The 14,840-nt window shown below is 32.2% G+C and carries 16 protein-coding genes; 9 read left to right on the forward strand and 7 right to left on the reverse strand.

The window, feature by feature from the left end; translation table 11 throughout:
- Nucleotides 1-64: 64 nt before the first annotated feature.
- Nucleotides 65-1,111 carry a thiamine-phosphate kinase gene (gene thiL, locus LNQ49_RS13560; protein ID WP_229989488.1) on the reverse strand — a complete coding sequence of 349 codons (1,047 nt, stop codon included), beginning with the start codon at nucleotides 1,109-1,111 and terminating at the stop codon, nucleotides 65-67.
- Between the two features lie 297 nt (nucleotides 1,112-1,408).
- On the opposite strand from thiL, the gene LNQ49_RS13565 reads away from it, so the two are divergent.
- Nucleotides 1,409-1,888, forward strand: coding sequence for a DinB family protein (locus LNQ49_RS13565; protein ID WP_229989489.1), 480 nt, complete (start codon nucleotides 1,409-1,411; stop codon nucleotides 1,886-1,888).
- Nucleotides 1,889-1,938: 50 nt separating this feature from the next.
- Here the strand turns inward: LNQ49_RS13565 and LNQ49_RS13570 are convergent, their stop codons facing one another.
- From LNQ49_RS13570 to LNQ49_RS13580, 3 genes are all read right to left on the reverse strand, one after another.
- The gene (locus LNQ49_RS13570) at nucleotides 1,939-2,898 is read right to left on the reverse strand and encodes a helix-turn-helix transcriptional regulator (RefSeq protein ID WP_229989491.1); all 960 of its coding nucleotides are present in this window, start codon (nucleotides 2,896-2,898) and stop codon (nucleotides 1,939-1,941) included.
- A 167-nt stretch (nucleotides 2,899-3,065) separates the two neighbouring features.
- Nucleotides 3,066-4,862 carry a translation elongation factor 4 gene (gene lepA / locus LNQ49_RS13575; RefSeq protein WP_229989492.1) on the reverse strand — a complete coding sequence of 599 codons (1,797 nt, stop codon included), beginning with the start codon at nucleotides 4,860-4,862 and terminating at the stop codon, nucleotides 3,066-3,068.
- A gap of 251 nt (nucleotides 4,863-5,113) precedes the next feature.
- Nucleotides 5,114-5,647, reverse strand: coding sequence for a CvpA family protein (locus LNQ49_RS13580; RefSeq protein ID WP_229989493.1), 534 nt, complete (start codon nucleotides 5,645-5,647; stop codon nucleotides 5,114-5,116).
- 166 nt (nucleotides 5,648-5,813) lie between these two features.
- Here LNQ49_RS13580 and LNQ49_RS13585 point away from each other — a divergent pair, with 166 nt between their 5' ends.
- The 3 genes from LNQ49_RS13585 (at nucleotide 5,814) to LNQ49_RS13595 (ending at nucleotide 7,786) form a co-directional block, all read left to right on the forward strand.
- Nucleotides 5,814-6,170: a hypothetical protein gene (locus LNQ49_RS13585; protein WP_229989494.1), complete on the forward strand. Its 357-nt coding sequence runs from the start codon at nucleotides 5,814-5,816 to the stop codon at nucleotides 6,168-6,170.
- Nucleotides 6,171-6,280: 110 nt separating this feature from the next.
- Nucleotides 6,281-7,300 carry a phenylalanine--tRNA ligase subunit alpha gene (pheS, locus tag LNQ49_RS13590; protein WP_229991335.1) on the forward strand — a complete coding sequence of 340 codons (1,020 nt, stop codon included), beginning with the start codon at nucleotides 6,281-6,283 and terminating at the stop codon, nucleotides 7,298-7,300.
- Between the two features lie 78 nt (nucleotides 7,301-7,378).
- Nucleotides 7,379-7,786: a hypothetical protein gene (locus tag LNQ49_RS13595; RefSeq protein ID WP_229989496.1), complete on the forward strand. Its 408-nt coding sequence runs from the start codon at nucleotides 7,379-7,381 to the stop codon at nucleotides 7,784-7,786.
- Between the two features lie 127 nt (nucleotides 7,787-7,913).
- Here LNQ49_RS13595 and LNQ49_RS13600 read toward each other — a convergent pair whose 3' ends face one another.
- The 3 genes from LNQ49_RS13600 to LNQ49_RS13610 form a co-directional block, all read right to left on the reverse strand.
- The gene (locus LNQ49_RS13600) at nucleotides 7,914-8,909 is read right to left on the reverse strand and encodes an NAD(P)H-dependent glycerol-3-phosphate dehydrogenase (RefSeq protein WP_229989497.1); all 996 of its coding nucleotides are present in this window, start codon (nucleotides 8,907-8,909) and stop codon (nucleotides 7,914-7,916) included.
- A gap of 283 nt (nucleotides 8,910-9,192) precedes the next feature.
- Nucleotides 9,193-10,350 carry an iron-containing alcohol dehydrogenase gene (locus LNQ49_RS13605; protein ID WP_229989498.1) on the reverse strand — a complete coding sequence of 386 codons (1,158 nt, stop codon included), beginning with the start codon at nucleotides 10,348-10,350 and terminating at the stop codon, nucleotides 9,193-9,195.
- 76 nt (nucleotides 10,351-10,426) lie between these two features.
- Nucleotides 10,427-11,194 carry a type 1 glutamine amidotransferase domain-containing protein gene (locus tag LNQ49_RS13610; RefSeq protein WP_229989500.1) on the reverse strand — a complete coding sequence of 256 codons (768 nt, stop codon included), beginning with the start codon at nucleotides 11,192-11,194 and terminating at the stop codon, nucleotides 10,427-10,429.
- Nucleotides 11,195-11,281: 87 nt separating this feature from the next.
- On the opposite strand from LNQ49_RS13610, the gene LNQ49_RS13615 reads away from it, so the two are divergent.
- The 5 genes from LNQ49_RS13615 (at nucleotide 11,282) to LNQ49_RS13635 (ending at nucleotide 14,840) form a co-directional block, all read left to right on the forward strand.
- On the forward strand, nucleotides 11,282-12,178 hold the full coding sequence (locus LNQ49_RS13615; RefSeq protein ID WP_229989501.1) for a LysR family transcriptional regulator: 897 nt from the start codon (nucleotides 11,282-11,284) through the stop codon (nucleotides 12,176-12,178).
- 51 nt (nucleotides 12,179-12,229) lie between these two features.
- On the forward strand, nucleotides 12,230-12,922 hold the full coding sequence (locus LNQ49_RS13620) for an NUDIX hydrolase (RefSeq protein WP_229989502.1): 693 nt from the start codon (nucleotides 12,230-12,232) through the stop codon (nucleotides 12,920-12,922).
- 73 nt (nucleotides 12,923-12,995) lie between these two features.
- Nucleotides 12,996-13,829 (forward strand): ribose-phosphate diphosphokinase, encoded by an 834-nt coding sequence (gene prs, locus LNQ49_RS13625; protein ID WP_229989503.1) that lies wholly within the window; start codon nucleotides 12,996-12,998, stop codon nucleotides 13,827-13,829.
- On the forward strand, nucleotides 13,826-14,362 hold the full coding sequence (gene ybiA / locus LNQ49_RS13630; protein WP_229989504.1) for a riboflavin biosynthesis intermediates N-glycosidase: 537 nt from the start codon (nucleotides 13,826-13,828) through the stop codon (nucleotides 14,360-14,362). The genes prs and ybiA overlap by 4 nt, the downstream gene beginning before the upstream one ends.
- Before the next feature lie 7 nt (nucleotides 14,363-14,369).
- A complete protein-coding gene (locus tag LNQ49_RS13635; RefSeq protein WP_229989505.1) occupies nucleotides 14,370-14,840 on the forward strand; it encodes a macro domain-containing protein in 471 nt (156 codons plus the stop codon).

The following is a 14,840-nucleotide window of genomic DNA, read 5'->3' on the forward strand; positions in this document are numbered from 1 at the left end:
GCCATTTTAATAATAATAAAAAAGACATCGCTTAGATGTCTTTTTTATTATGGATATGTGTGTATTATTCGCTTAATGCATCCCATCCACGAGCTTTTAAAGCAATTTTTGTATTAGCACGTGTTACTAGGTGAATGCCTTCGCTTTCTTGCGTCATATGACCAATAATTGAGAAGTTTGGATTTGCTTTTATTTTTTCAAAATCTTCCATAGCGATAGTAAAAAGTAATTCATAATCTTCACCACCATTTATTGCTACAGTAGTACTGTCTATATTAAACTCTTCACAAACACTTATGAATTGTGGATCTAGAGGTAATTTGTCTTCGTATAAATTACAACCCACTTTAGATTGTTTACATAAATGAATGATCTCAGAAGATAATCCGTCAGAAATGTCAATCATCGAAGTTGGCTTAATCTCTAAAGCATGTAATAATGTACGGATGTCTTTACGGGCTTCAGGTTTTAATTGACGTTCGATTAAATAGGTATAAGCATCTAAATCAGGTTGAGAATTAGGGTTTACCTGAAAGACTTGTTTTTCTCTTTCTAAAACTTGTAATCCCATATATGCAGCTCCAATATCACCAGTAACAACCAATAAATCGGTTTGTTTGGCTCCATTTCTGTATACAATTTCATCTTCATCAGCCTCACCAATAGCAGTAATACTAATAATTAACCCTTTTTGAGATGAGGTGGTATCACCACCAATTACATCTACATTGTATTCTTTGGCAGCATGAGTGATACCTGCAAATAGCTCTTCTAAAGCTTCTAATGGAAAACGATTAGAAACGGCTACAGAAACAGTAATCTGTGTTGGTTTGGCATTCATAGCACAAATATCAGAGATATTTACTACTACGGCTTTATAACCTAAATGTTTTAAAGGCATATAAGCCAAATCAAAATGCACACCTTCAATTAATAAATCGGTGGAAACAACAACTTTTTTGTCTTTAAAATCTAATACAGCAGCATCATCGCCAATACTTTTTAAAGTAGATTCCTGAGTAACATCAAAGTTTTTTGTTAAATGTTCAATTAGTCCAAATTCGCCTAATTGTGCTATGCTGGTACGTTGTGGGTTTTTATCTTCAATCATTTTGTTGAGGTACTAAATTTCTAAGGTACAAAGGTACAAAGTTGTAAAGGTTTTGTCTAATTAAAAAGAAGACCATTTACTAGGGAGGTTTATTTTATAAAAAAAAAGATTGCCTTGCTTTTTAAATGTGAAGAATTGTTAAGGTTTGTTTTTGATTTAGATGCTGTATTTATTTGAAATACAAGGGTGTGTGATTTTTTTTTGAGGTATTTGAAAAAAAAATAAAATACTACTGACAAACAGTTGTCACCGACTCAATTTACTTTTGAAGTAATAAAAAATCAAACCTTTAAAATTATGAAAACACTAGAAGCACAAGTTATTACTTCAGAAGATTTATTAAAGCATTGGCAAGGACATCGTGCATTAACACGTCGTGTGATTGAATTATTCCCTGAGAAAGACTTTTTTGAATTTTCTATTGGTGGGATGCGCCCTTTTTCAAAATTAGCAGATGAACTTTTGGCGATTGCTGCACCAGCTTTAAAGAATATTGTAGAAAGAGATAGTCAGCCTTATAAGGGAGAAGAAGGGAAATTAATTTTTAAAGCCCAATATCTTCAAAAATGGGATGAATCTACTGCTGAGATTAATGAGTATTGGGAAAAGTTAACAATAGAGGACTTTAGTGAAAACTTTAATTTGTTTGGGCAATATGAGTTTCCAATTGTTCAGAATATCTTGTATTTTATCGATAATGAAGTACATCATCGAGGTCAAGGTTACGTTTACTTACGCGCTCTTGGTATTGAACCTCCATTTTTCTGGGAAAGATAAAATGATAAAACTCCTAAAAATAAGATGAAACTTGTTTTTAGGAGTTTTTTTTATAGGAGCCTTTTTTTATTTTTTTCTAGTAATTCTAAAACCCGAAGTTTTAATCGCTCGGGTTCAATTATTTTGGCATAATCACCAAACATTAAAAACCAACGGGAAAAACCTTCTTCAATATCACGTGACATAAAGGTCATTTCGATTTGATTTTCTACTTCTTTTTCAGAAATGAAGCCATGGTATTTTCGCTCATGGGATAAATACCTTGCTATTTTTTTCTCAACAAGAATACGCACTTTGGTAGTTGAGACAGTTTCATTTTTGCTTAAGTAAGTTTCTAGAGAATCATGTTCTAATGTAAAGGGATTGTCTGTTTTTTTTATTCCATGTACGCGATCAGTTCGAAATTGTCGGTAATCACTACGCAAATGGCAATACCCTATTACGTACCAATTGTTGTTATCATGAAAAACGCCTACAGATTCAATGTTTCTATCAGTAATTTCATCTGAATTTAAAGCCTGATAGGAAAGGATAACTTGTTTCTTCTCGGCAATACTTTCAAAAAGTATAGCTAATGTATTAGGTGATTTATCATTAAAAAGTTTTTCAGCAGATTGCATTAAAACACTAGATTCAATTGTAGAAACCCAATCTTTATCATCACTTTTAAGTACAGCCTTTAGTTTATACATGGCCGAAGCATAGTGATTCCCTAAAGCAGTATCAGTAAATTTCTGCATCAATTTTTCTGCAGCAATAAAACTGCTGGCTTCTTCTCGAGTAAACATTACAGGAGGCAAGCGATACCCTTCCATCAAAGCATAACCAACGCCAGCTTCACTATAAATAGGAACTCCAGAAGCTTCCAGAGTACGGATGTCTCGGTAAATTGTTCTTAGGCTCACTTCAAAACGATTGGCTAATTCCTGTGCTTTTACAATTTTTTTGGATTGCAATTGAATTAGAATAGCGACAATTCGGTCAAATCGTTTGGGAGTTTCGTCGAACATTTTTTTTCTTTTAAAGTTACTGAGTTATTAGGAAGCTAAGTTACTGAGGTTTTTTATAAAGATTCAAAGTTACTAAGGTTTCTGAAATTTGTGGATTATAAAAACAAAAAAACCTGATAACTTTCGCTATCAGGTTTTATCTATTTTCTTCTAAATTCTAAAAAGAATTAGTCATTCAATTTAAGTACAGCCATAAATGCTTCTTGAGGAATTTCTACGTTTCCTACTAATCGCATTCTCTTTTTACCTTTTTTCTGTTTTTCAAGTAATTTACGTTTACGAGAAATATCTCCACCATAACATTTGGCAGTAACGTCTTTACGTAAGGCTTTTATTGTTTCACGAGAGATTACTTTTACACCAATTGCGGCTTGAACTGGAATATCAAATTGTTGTCTTGGAATCAATTCTTTCAACTTTTCGCACATCTTTTTACCAATAGAATAAGCGTTGTCAACGTGCATCAAAGAAGACAAAGCATCTACGATTGTAGCATTCAACAAAATATCCACTTTAACCAAATTAGAAGTTCTCATTCCAATTGGCGTATAATCAAAAGAAGCGTATCCTTTAGAAACGGTTTTTAAACGGTCGTAAAAGTCAAATACAATCTCTGCCAAAGGCATATCAAAAGTTAATTCTACACGTTCTGTAGTTAAGTAGGTTTGGTTAGTAATCAAACCACGTTTTTCAATACACAAACTCATAACATTACCAACATAATCGGCTTTTGTAATGATTGTTGCTTTTATAAAAGGTTCTTCTACGTGATCTAATTTTGATGGCTCAGGTAAGTCAGAAGGGTTGTTTACAATAAGAATTGTATCAGGTTCTTTTTTTGTAAAAGCATGATACGAAACGTTGGGAACGGTAGTAATAACTGTCATGTTAAACTCTCTCTCCAAACGCTCTTGGATAATTTCCATGTGTAGCATTCCTAAGAATCCACAACGGAAACCAAATCCTAATGCAGCTGAACTTTCTGGTAAAAACACTAGTGAAGCATCGTTCAACTGTAGTTTTTCCATAGAGTTTCTCAACTCCTCATAATCTTCAGTATCTACAGGATAAATTCCAGCAAAAACCATTGGTTTTACATCTTCAAAACCAGTAATTACATTGGTAGTTGGTACCTTAGCATCCGTCAACGTATCTCCAACTTTTACTTCTTTTGCTTCTTTAATTCCAGAAATCAAATAACCAACATCACCTGCAGAAATTACATTTTTAGGAACTTGATTTAATTTTAAAGTTCCAATTTCATCAGCAAAATATTCATTGCCAGTAGCCATGAATTTAATTTTTTGTCCCTTTTTTATCTGTCCGTTTTTAACACGGAAAATAACTTCAATTCCACGGAACGGATTGTAATGTGAATCAAAAATCAAAGCCTGTAATGGCTCGTCTATATTTCCTGTTGGAGGAGGAATTTTTTCGATAATGGCAGCTAAAATATTTTCAACACCAAAACCTGTTTTTCCAGAAGCATGAATAATGTCTTCTAATTTACATCCTAGTAAATCGATAATATCATCGCTAACTTCTTCAGGATTTGCACTTGGTAGATCGACTTTATTTAAAACTGGAATAATTTCTAAGTCGTTTTCTAATGCTAAATATAAATTTGATATTGTTTGAGCTTGTATACTTTGTGCAGCATCAACAATTAATAACGCCCCTTCGCAGGCCGCAATTGATCTTGAAACTTCGTATGAAAAGTCAACGTGTCCAGGAGTGTCAATTAAATTTAGGATATATTCTTCTCCTTTATAAGTATACTCCATTTGGATTGCGTGACTTTTTATGGTAATTCCACGTTCGCGTTCCAAGTCCATATTGTCTAATAATTGGGCCTTTTCTTCACGAGCAGTAACGGTTTGTGTAGCGCCAAGCAAACGGTCAGCAAGTGTACTTTTACCGTGATCAATGTGTGCAATAATGCAAAAGTTACGTATCTTTTTCATTGTTTATTATGTCAATTCTCTATGCGAGTTTAAGTGTTTTTTTGTTGCGAATCGATGGTGTAGCAAAGCCATAGCACCTCTTCAATAATCCGCAAAGATAATGCAAAGTTTTGGATTCTTGAATCTAGATGTATTATTGTTGAGGCTTTAAGAAATAAAAGATGGATTCGACTGTTTTTTACACTCTTATATGCTTATTCTAAAATCTAAATTGGTGCAAAAAACAAACTTTTTATGTAAGAAAAGGTTTTTTATTTACTTGTTTCAGATTCTTTTTCAGCACTGCTTTTCTTTAAAGTGTCATACCAGTTTTCTATCGAAGGGAAAATAAACCCAGCTACTTTTTGTATTGGATTATAAAATATAGATTTATCTAATGTTTCCTTTTTTGCAAAAGTATGGTTGAAGTTTATTTTTTCAAAAAGAGTAAAAATAACACTCAGAATCAGAACAGTTTTTAGAATTCTAAAAAGACCTCCACCTATTTTATTAAGCCATCCCAATTGAGCAAAATCAGCAATTCCAGTTAAAAATTTGGCTAATAAATATACAGCAATGACGACTAAAATAAATGTTAGGATAAAAGCCGTAATCTGTATTGTATTTGGGTTCCATGAAACATGTTTCATGATGATTTCTTTCATTAAAGAAGAAAATTTAATAGCTAAATAAATCCCTAATAATAAAGAGATAAAAGAGGCTACCTCTACAAAAAGCCCATTTTTGATGCCTTGGTATAAACCGTAAACTAATAAAGCACCTAAAATCATATCGAAAAAACTCATATCCTTGTCTTTGTTTAATAAATGCGCAAATATAAAAGAATTATCAACTATGCATTGTCAAATTTCAAGTTCTTATCTTTGTGAACAGATTTATATTTTTTTAAATCCTAAAAAATGTCATCCTGAGTAGAATTACAGGGTACAATTCATAATCAACAATATATATATGTCAAGAGACACACAACTTAAAGAGCGCTGGGAACAGCTTGTAAATATACTTTCCGATCAATTTTCACAAGGAGAAGACTTAGATTTAGATTCCATAATTTATTTAATTGGCGTACAGGAATTAGGGAAATTGCATCGTGAATTTAAAAAAGATGAAAAATTAAACCTTATGCATATCGCTATCTGTAGGTTATTAGAGCCTTATGGGTTTTATGAATTCGAGTTTTTCGACGAAGAAGGTTGGCCACACTATAAAGTAAAAGAAGAATTACCTCCATTAAAGGCCGGAGAGCAATCTGTTTTAATGAAAGAAGCAATCGTAAATTATTTTTTAGAAAGAAGACTTATTGAGTAATTTTTAGACAAAGTCACAATTTTCATGTATACTGTTAGCCGAAAACTGAGACATGACCATTTACTTTCAACTAAAATTACTAAATTTGTATTCTCAATTATGGAATGAAAATGATAGATAAGATAAAAGAATATATTGGGGAAGCTCAAGCTTTTTCAACAGAAAATAAGGAAGAATTAGAAGCATTCCGTATTAAGTTTCTTGGGAAAAAAGGTGTTTTAAACGATTTTTTTGCCGAATTCAAGAGTGTACCAAATGACCAAAAAAAGGAATTTGGACAAGTTATAAATGCTTTAAAAACAGCTGCTGAAGATAAGGTAAAAGCTATTGTTGAAGCACTAGAAAGCAAAGAAGAAATTAAAGGTATTTACGGAGATTTAACTCGTGCTGCTGAACCAGTAATCATTGGTTCTCGTCACCCTATATCAATAGTAAAGAACCAAATTATAGATATTTTTGCTAATATTGGTTTTAATGTTTCCGAAGGTCCAGAAATCGAAGATGACTGGCATAATTTTACGGCATTAAACCTTCCGGAATACCATCCGGCACGTGATATGCAAGATACTTTTTTCATACAAACAAATCCTGATGTGTTGTTGCGTACGCAAACATCATCGGTTCAGGTGCGTTATATGGAAAATCATAAACCACCATTTCGTACTATTTCTCCAGGACGAGTTTTTCGTAATGAAGCAATCTCGTCACGTTCGCATTGTATATTCCATCAAGTAGAAGGATTATACATTGATAAAGACGTTTCTTTTGCCGATTTAAAACAAACATTACTTTATTTTACTAAAGAAATGTTCGGGAAATCAAAAATTCGTTTGCGTCCGTCTTATTTTCCATTTACAGAGCCTAGCGCCGAAATTGATATTTATTGGGGACTAAAAACAGAAACTGATTACCGTATTACTAAAGGAACGGGTTGGTTAGAAATTGGAGGATGTGGAATGGTCGATCCAAACGTTTTGAAAAATTGCGATATAAATCCAGAGGAATATAATGGATTTGCATTTGGAATGGGAGTAGAACGTATCGCGATGTTATTGTATCAAATTGGTGATATCCGTATGTTTTTTGAAAATGATGTTCGTTTCTTAGAGCAATTTAAATCGAATATATAATTTAAGTTGAAAGTTATAAAGTCGAAAGTTTCAAAGTTTGAGATTTTCGACTTTATGATTTTATTAGTTTAGACTGGTATGAAAAAGGATATAATTATTCCAGAAGTAGAAAATGTATTTCTGGCAGTTGTTCAAGAATGGAGCGACGATTTTATGGAGAAAGTATGGTATGCTTATCTTATAAATGATAGTGATTTTAATATTGATAGTGTGATGGTAGTTTCAAAAGCTTTTGGAACAATCGATGGAGAAATGAAAAAGACGTCTCTTTTGCGTCATGCTTTTGTTGAAGTTCCAGCAGTTTCAGTTGTAAAAATCGAAATGGTCGAAAAAAGTCTATTGACTTTAAACAACGAGTTCATGGTTACTTATTTTATCGGTAACACATTATACGATAAGAAATTTATTTTCAAAGCTCATTCTATTCATGAGGACTTCTCTGAAGAAGTGCCAATCTTATTCGTTCAAGGAATTATGGTAAAATAGGTTGCAGTTGCTGTCGAAGCAATAAGACCAAGTAATTTAATAAAAAAAGAGTCTTAAATTAATTATTTAAGACTCTTTTTTTTTGTAAATATGTGATACTGTTCACTTCTTACAGTAAACTAGAAAACTAATCTAATACTTCAGTTAATTTTTTAAATACAACTTTAGCATCCTTACCTTCATATAAAATACTGTATACAGCATCTATAATTGGTGTTTTTGCACCATAACCTTGGTTTAGTTTGTAAGCACTTTTGGTTGCATAATAACCTTCAGAAACCATACTCATTTCCATCATAGCACTTTTTACAGTGTATCCTTTTCCAATCATATTTCCGAACATTCGGTTTCTTGAGAAAACAGAATATCCTGTAACTAATAAATCGCCTAGGTAGGCAGAATCATTAATGTTACGTTTCATCTTGTGCACTTTTTTGATGAATTTTTTCATCTCACGAATAGCATTACTCATTATGACCGATTGGAAGTTATCACCATAACCTAAGCCATGAGCAATTCCAGCAGCTATTGCATAAATGTTTTTAAGCATTGCAGCATATTCAGTACCAATAATATCATCAGAAATTTTGGCTTTGATGTAGTTTCCTGATAGGTTTTTAGCTACGACACTAGCTTTGTTTGGATCACCACATGCAATTGTTAAGTATGATAATCTTTCAAGAGCAACTTCTTCAGCATGACATGGGCCAGTAATAACGCCAATGTTATAATATGGGATATCATATTTTATATGAAAATGTTCACCAACAATTAAGCTCGTTTCAGGAACAATACCTTTAATAGCAGAGAAGACAATTTTATTTTCTAACGAAACGGTTAGTTTTTCTAACTCAGCATGTAAAAAAGCCGATGGAATAGCAAAAATAATATAATCGGCATATTCAACAGCTTCATTTATATTATTGGTAAGTTTTAGTTTTTGAGTATCAAATTCTACCGAACTTAAGTAATTCGGATTGTGTTTGTATTTATTAATGTGTTCGATAGCAGCGTCATTACGCATGTACCACGAAATTTCAGAAAGATTTACACATAGCATTTTTGCAATGGCGGTTGCCCAGCTTCCACCACCGATTACTGCAAATTTTAAATTTTCGCTCATTTAATTATTAATTTTCATCAAAAGTACTTAATAATGCAGTAATAACACAAAAAAGAGCCCAATTAATGTGCTGATTTTGGGTTCAACAATAAAATGCAACTTTTTTTACAATGTATACAATAAATTGCTCGGTTGTACGTTGTAATGTTTTATGAATTAGAATTTTAGTTAAATTATGTTACAAAGAATTGAGTTAGTTAGTTTTGTTTTAGTATTGTGAAAAGGCGTCCTTATTAAAAAATAAGAGCGCCTTTTCTGTTTTATTTATATTATTTCAAGAAAATTAATAACTCATTTCTACAATTGATTTTACCTTATCTAAAGTAACAAGTTGTTTTTCTCCTAAACCTTTCCAACCTCTTTCTTCGAAACGATTTACTATAAAATCAGCTGTTTTATCATAGTCATTTGTATATTGAGATAGTTTGGTGTCCATTCCCATGGTATGGAAAAAAGCTACTGTTTGATTGATTGCTTCTTTTGCAACTTCATCATCAGAACCAGTTAAATTAAAAATGCGTCTTCCGTATTGAGCTAGTTTTTCTTTTTTAGTTTCAAACATCACACGATATAAACTAGGACCAACAATTGCTAGTGTTCTTGCATGATCTATACCATATAAAGCAGTTAATTCATGACCAATCATATGAGTTGCCCAATCGCTAGGTACTCCTTTTTGAATTAATCCATTTAGAGCCATAGTACAACTCCACATAAAATTAGAAGCCAGTGCATAATCAGTTGGATTTTCAACAACTTTTGGACCAACTTCTATCAAGGTTTGTAAGATCCCCTCTGCAATTCGGTCTTGTAAGTAGCCTTCATGAGGATACGTTAAGTATTGTTCCATTACGTGGGTATAAGCATCTACAACACCATTTTGTAACTGTCTTTTTGGTAAAGAAGCGATAACGGTTGGATCACAGATAGAAAATTTTGGGAACAAAGCGCTACCGCCAAAAGCTAATTTTTCTTGAGTAGCTTCGATAGTTACTACAGCGCCAGAGTTCATTTCGCTACCAGTTGCAGGCAAAGTTAAAACAGTTCCAAATGGTACCGCATTCTCTTTGATTAATAAACGTTTTTGGAGTATATCTATCGGATTTCCATCAAAATTAACTGCTGCCGAGATAAATTTAACACCATCAATTACAGATCCACCACCCACAGCAAGGATGAAATCTATTTTTTCTGCTTTAATAACAGCAACAGCTTTCATTAAAGTTTCAAAATGAGGATTTGGTTCAATTCCGCCAAATTCTACAATATCAAAACCTTTTAGGTTATTGATAACTTGTTCGTGAATTCCATTTTTAAAAATGCTTCCACCACCATAAGCTAATAAGATTTTTGCTTCTTTAGGAACAAGGTCTTTTAGCTTTTCTATTTGTCCTTTTCCGAAAATTAAATTTGTCGGATTGTATAATTCAAAGTTTATCATAGTTTTTTATTTTATAGTTACTAGACACTAAGTTTCTAAGTTTTTTTAATCGTAGTAACTTAGGAACCTAGCAATTTTATTTAGAATTTAAGTGATGCAATAATTTTTCTGCAACCAATTTTGATGATGCAGGATTTTGTCCAGTAATTAGTAATCCATCTTCAATTGCATAAGGTTGCCAATTTGTTCCTTTCGAATAAATTGCGCCATTTTTTTGTAATGCATCTTCTAATAAGAACGGAACTATTTTTGTTAATCCAACAGCTTCTTCTTCGGTATTAGAAAATCCAGTCACTTTTTTTCCTTTTACTAAGAATTCTCCATTTACTTTAACGTCCTTAAGAACGCCAGGAGCATGGCAAACAAAGCTGATAGGTTTATTTTGAGTGTAAAATGCCGAAATTAATGCAGCTGAGTTTTTATCTTCGGCCAAATCCCATAGAGGGCCGTGGCCACCTGGATAGAATACAGCATCATAGTCGGCTGGGTTTACATCGGTTAATTTGATAGTATGTTTTAATTTTTCTAATAAAACTTTATCAGCATCAAATCGTTTAGTGTCTTCAGTTGCCGATGCTGGGTCGGCACTTTTTGGATCTATTGGTGGTTGCCCTCCAAGAGGTGTTGCTATAGTTATTTGAACACCTTTATCTGCAAGAGCATAATAAGGAGCAGCAAGTTCTTCAGTCCAAAATCCAGTTTTTTCGCCAGTGTTACCCAATTTATCATGGCTGGTGACAACAAATAATACTTTTTTCATATTTCTTTTATTTACTTTTTGCGCAGTAGTTTTTACACTGTTTATAGCGAATGCAATAATGACAAATAGAGCGATTTTCTTCATAAGAGATTTAATTTGATACAAAATTAAAGCAATTGAGGTATTAGTAAAAATAAAATAAATTATGTTTGTGATAAAAATATTTATATCATGGTTAATCTAGAATGGTACAGAACGTTTAAATCGGTATATAAAAATGGTAATTTTTCTTTGGCAGCTAAGGAACTTTTTATAAGTCAACCAGCTGTAAGTCAGCAAATATCAATGTTGGAAGCACATGTTGGTTATAAGCTATTTAATAGAAAATCAAAAGGAGTCGATCCAACGGATTACGCTAAGTTACTTAATAATTTGATTATAGATGCGCTTGATCGTCTCGAAAATGTGGAGAATGGTTTTCGTGCAAAAGCATCCGATGCTAATCGATTAATTTCTATTGGAATTTCCAAAAATCTATTTGCAAGTTTAGGGAGTGTTTTGATTTCTAAATTCGATTTTGTAGATTTTAGTTTTCATGATAATGATACTCTTTTTGAATTAGTAAATACTAAAAAACTTGATTTTGCAATTATTACCAAGCAATTTGATACGTTTGATACTATTTATGAAATTGTTGGAAAAATTAAGTTAGTTATGGTTTCATCTCCAGAGCTTGAAGTCAACGAATTCAAATTAAGATTAAAAACTAAAAATATATTCGAAATTGAGCATTGGCTTAATGAACAGAAATGGTATAGTCATGACGCACGGATTCCACACATTAAATTGTTTTGGCTACATGTTTTTAATAAAAAAAGACCAGCAATGGTAGCCAATTATATTATTCCCAATGAAAGTGAAATGTTGAGGTTACTTTCTAGAAACAAAGGAATTGGAGTTACTTGGAATTGTAATGCAAAAGAATTGATTCAGGAAAATAAACTAAATTTATTATGGGACAGTAAAGAAATGCCTAGTATAGACGTTTTTTTGTTATCAGGAAAGAATAATAATTTGGGTTCAATTTTTGAAACCATCGCGACGGAATTAAAGCAGGTTTTAAAATGACAAGAGAAATAAATAGTATTTATATTTGTGTAAATTATACGCATTTGAGTTATGGCAGAAAATCAAAATATTAAAGTTGCAGTAGATGCGATTGTCTTTGGATACCAAAACAATCAATTGTATGTGCTTTTGATTCAACAAAAATTTGGATCAAAAGAATCGTATTGGGCTTTGCCTGGAGGATTGGTTAAAAATGATGAATCGTTGCAAGAAGCAGTAAAAAGAGAGCTTAAAGAAGAGACTAACGTTACTGTGAATTATTTTGAGCAGTTGTTTACGTTTGGTGATGACGTTTTTCGTGACCCAAGAAACCGTGTGATTTCTGTAGCCTATTTTGCTTTAGTCGATCCATCAAAATTAAAAATTAAAGCCGATACGGATGCCGAAAATGTACAATGGTGTAAAGTTGAAGTGGTTCCTGTCATGGCTTTCGATCACAATTTAATTTTAAGAAAAGCAATTGAACGATTAAAAGCAAAACTTACTTATGCTCCTATAGGTTTTGATTTACTTCCAAAAGAGTTTCTGTTTTCTGAACTCGAGAATTTATATTGTACGATTTTAGAGAAAGAAATTGATCGTAGAAATTTTAGAAAAAAGATTCTCAGTTTCGGAATCATAGAAGAAACTGAACATTTTTCTTCACTTAAAACAGGGAGACCTGCAAAATTATTTAAGTTTAATGATAAGAAATATAGCGCTTTACTCAAGGAAGGCTTTCACTTTGAAATTAAGTTTGCGTAATTTTTACACAAAATAATTGTCCAATAAAATATTAAATGTATATTTGCGTATAATTAACGCAAACTAAAAAACTATGATACTTAATTTAGACCCAAATTTTAGACCAATCTCAGGACAAAAAGAAATAGAATTTAAAAGTTTCATTTTCTCAGGAGGAGAACCACATATTAAAATCAATCCTGATTTTGATACCAATCAAGCGATAACAATTACACATAGATTAAATTCATTCAATGATTTTGGATTATTGTGTTTAGCTGTTGACGCATTAAGACGAATGGATGTGAAAATTATTAGCCTATTCATTCCATATTTTCCTGCTGCACGTCAGGATAGAGTGATGATTAAAGGAGAACCACTTTCTGTAAAAGTATATGCGGATATTATTAATGCCATGAATTTAGAGAAAGTGTTTGTTTTTGATGCACACTCTGAGGTTACTCCTGCATTGATTAATAATTGTGAAGTGATTCCGAATCATACTTTTATTCAAACAGTAATAAAAACTATTGGCAACGATGTAAAACTGATTTCTCCAGACGGTGGAGCTTTGAAAAAAATCTATAAAGTTTCTGAATTCCTGGGTGGAGTAGAGGTAGTAGAATGCAGTAAAAGCCGTGATGTAAAAACGGGAAGATTATCAGGCTTTAAAGTATATGAAGATGATTTACAAGGTATGGATTGTTTGATTGTGGATGATATTTGTGATGGAGGAGGAACATTTGTAGGACTAGCTGAAGAATTAAAAAATAAAAATGCTGGTAAATTATATTTGGCAGTAAGCCACGGAATTTTCAATAAAGGATTCGAAGTCTTAGATTGCTTCGAAAAAATATTTACAACCAATTCTTTCAAAGATTTTGAAGGTGAAAGTGTTGAGGTTGTGAAATTAAGTGAATTGATATGAAATACAATTTAGAAAAACTAATAGCAGAAAATCAGAATAATAAATATCTTTTTTTCTGGGGACATCAGCCCAATAAAGACAGAAGTATTTCTAAAACTTGTTTCAGCCAATGGTGGTTAAGTTCTTTTGAAGTTGATGATCTGACTTATAAAACTGCCGAACATTGGATGATGGCAAAGAAAGCAGAGCTATTTAATGACAAGGAAATCTTCGAAAAAATAATTCTAGCTAATTCTCCAGCTGAAGCTAAAAAGTTAGGGAGAGAAGTTAAAAATTATATTGATTCAGTTTGGTTAGAAAAGAGATATGAAATTGTTAGGCAAGGAAATTTTTATAAGTTCACTCAGAATAAGGATTTAAAAGAATTTCTTCTTAATACCAAAGAAAGAGTTTTGGTCGAAGCCAGTCCGGTTGATCCAATTTGGGGAATTGGTATAGCAACAGATCATAAAGATGTTAATAATCCCGAAAAATGGAAAGGACTAAATCTTTTGGGTTTTGCCTTGATGGAAGTTAGGGATGAGTTGAGATAAAAATAAAATGAAAGATATTAAATATATAAAAGGAGACGCTACATCTCCTGATTCGGAAGAGAGAAAAATAATTGTTCATATATGTAATGATATAGGAGGTTGGGGTAAAGGATTTGTCATGGCAATTTCAAAAAAATGGAAAAAACCCGAAAATCAATATAGGGAATGGTTTAAATCAAAAAATAATTTTGAATTAGGTAAAGTTCAATTTGTTCAAGTTGAAGAGGATTTTTGGGTGGCAAATTTAATTGGTCAGCATAAAATTAATAAAGATGAGAATGGGAATGCTCCAATAAGATATGATGCAATTGAAAAAGGATTAAAAGAGGTAGCATCTTTCGCAAATGAAAATAAAGCTAGTATTCATATGCCAAGAATTGGTTGCGGTTTAGCAGGCGGAAAATGGGAAAATATAGAACCAATCATTCTAAAAACACTTTCTCATAATGATGTACAAGTAACAGTATATGATTTTTAG

This window comes from Flavobacterium pisciphilum (assembly GCF_020905345.1).
Taxonomy (GTDB): domain Bacteria; phylum Bacteroidota; class Bacteroidia; order Flavobacteriales; family Flavobacteriaceae; genus Flavobacterium; species Flavobacterium pisciphilum.

Excerpts from the sequence above, each read along its gene's own strand:
- thiL (WP_229989488.1), bottom strand. The coding sequence starts at position 1,111 with ATGATTGAAGATAAAAACCCACAACGTACCAGCATAGCACAATTAGGC.
- LNQ49_RS13565 (WP_229989489.1), top strand. The coding sequence starts at position 1,409 with ATGAAAACACTAGAAGCACAAGTTATTACTTCAGAAGATTTATTAAAG.
- LNQ49_RS13570 (WP_229989491.1), bottom strand. The coding sequence starts at position 2,898 with ATGTTCGACGAAACTCCCAAACGATTTGACCGAATTGTCGCTATTCTA.
- lepA (WP_229989492.1), bottom strand. The coding sequence starts at position 4,862 with ATGAAAAAGATACGTAACTTTTGCATTATTGCACACATTGATCACGGT.
- LNQ49_RS13580 (WP_229989493.1), bottom strand. The coding sequence starts at position 5,647 with ATGAGTTTTTTCGATATGATTTTAGGTGCTTTATTAGTTTACGGTTTA.
- LNQ49_RS13585 (WP_229989494.1), top strand. The coding sequence starts at position 5,814 with ATGTCAAGAGACACACAACTTAAAGAGCGCTGGGAACAGCTTGTAAAT.
- pheS (WP_229991335.1), top strand. The coding sequence starts at position 6,281 with ATGATAGATAAGATAAAAGAATATATTGGGGAAGCTCAAGCTTTTTCA.
- LNQ49_RS13595 (WP_229989496.1), top strand. The coding sequence starts at position 7,379 with ATGAAAAAGGATATAATTATTCCAGAAGTAGAAAATGTATTTCTGGCA.
- LNQ49_RS13600 (WP_229989497.1), bottom strand. The coding sequence starts at position 8,909 with ATGAGCGAAAATTTAAAATTTGCAGTAATCGGTGGTGGAAGCTGGGCA.
- LNQ49_RS13605 (WP_229989498.1), bottom strand. The coding sequence starts at position 10,350 with ATGATAAACTTTGAATTATACAATCCGACAAATTTAATTTTCGGAAAA.
- LNQ49_RS13610 (WP_229989500.1), bottom strand. The coding sequence starts at position 11,194 with ATGAAGAAAATCGCTCTATTTGTCATTATTGCATTCGCTATAAACAGT.
- LNQ49_RS13615 (WP_229989501.1), top strand. The coding sequence starts at position 11,282 with ATGGTTAATCTAGAATGGTACAGAACGTTTAAATCGGTATATAAAAAT.
- LNQ49_RS13620 (WP_229989502.1), top strand. The coding sequence starts at position 12,230 with ATGGCAGAAAATCAAAATATTAAAGTTGCAGTAGATGCGATTGTCTTT.
- prs (WP_229989503.1), top strand. The coding sequence starts at position 12,996 with ATGATACTTAATTTAGACCCAAATTTTAGACCAATCTCAGGACAAAAA.
- ybiA (WP_229989504.1), top strand. The coding sequence starts at position 13,826 with ATGAAATACAATTTAGAAAAACTAATAGCAGAAAATCAGAATAATAAA.
- LNQ49_RS13635 (WP_229989505.1), top strand. The coding sequence starts at position 14,370 with ATGAAAGATATTAAATATATAAAAGGAGACGCTACATCTCCTGATTCG.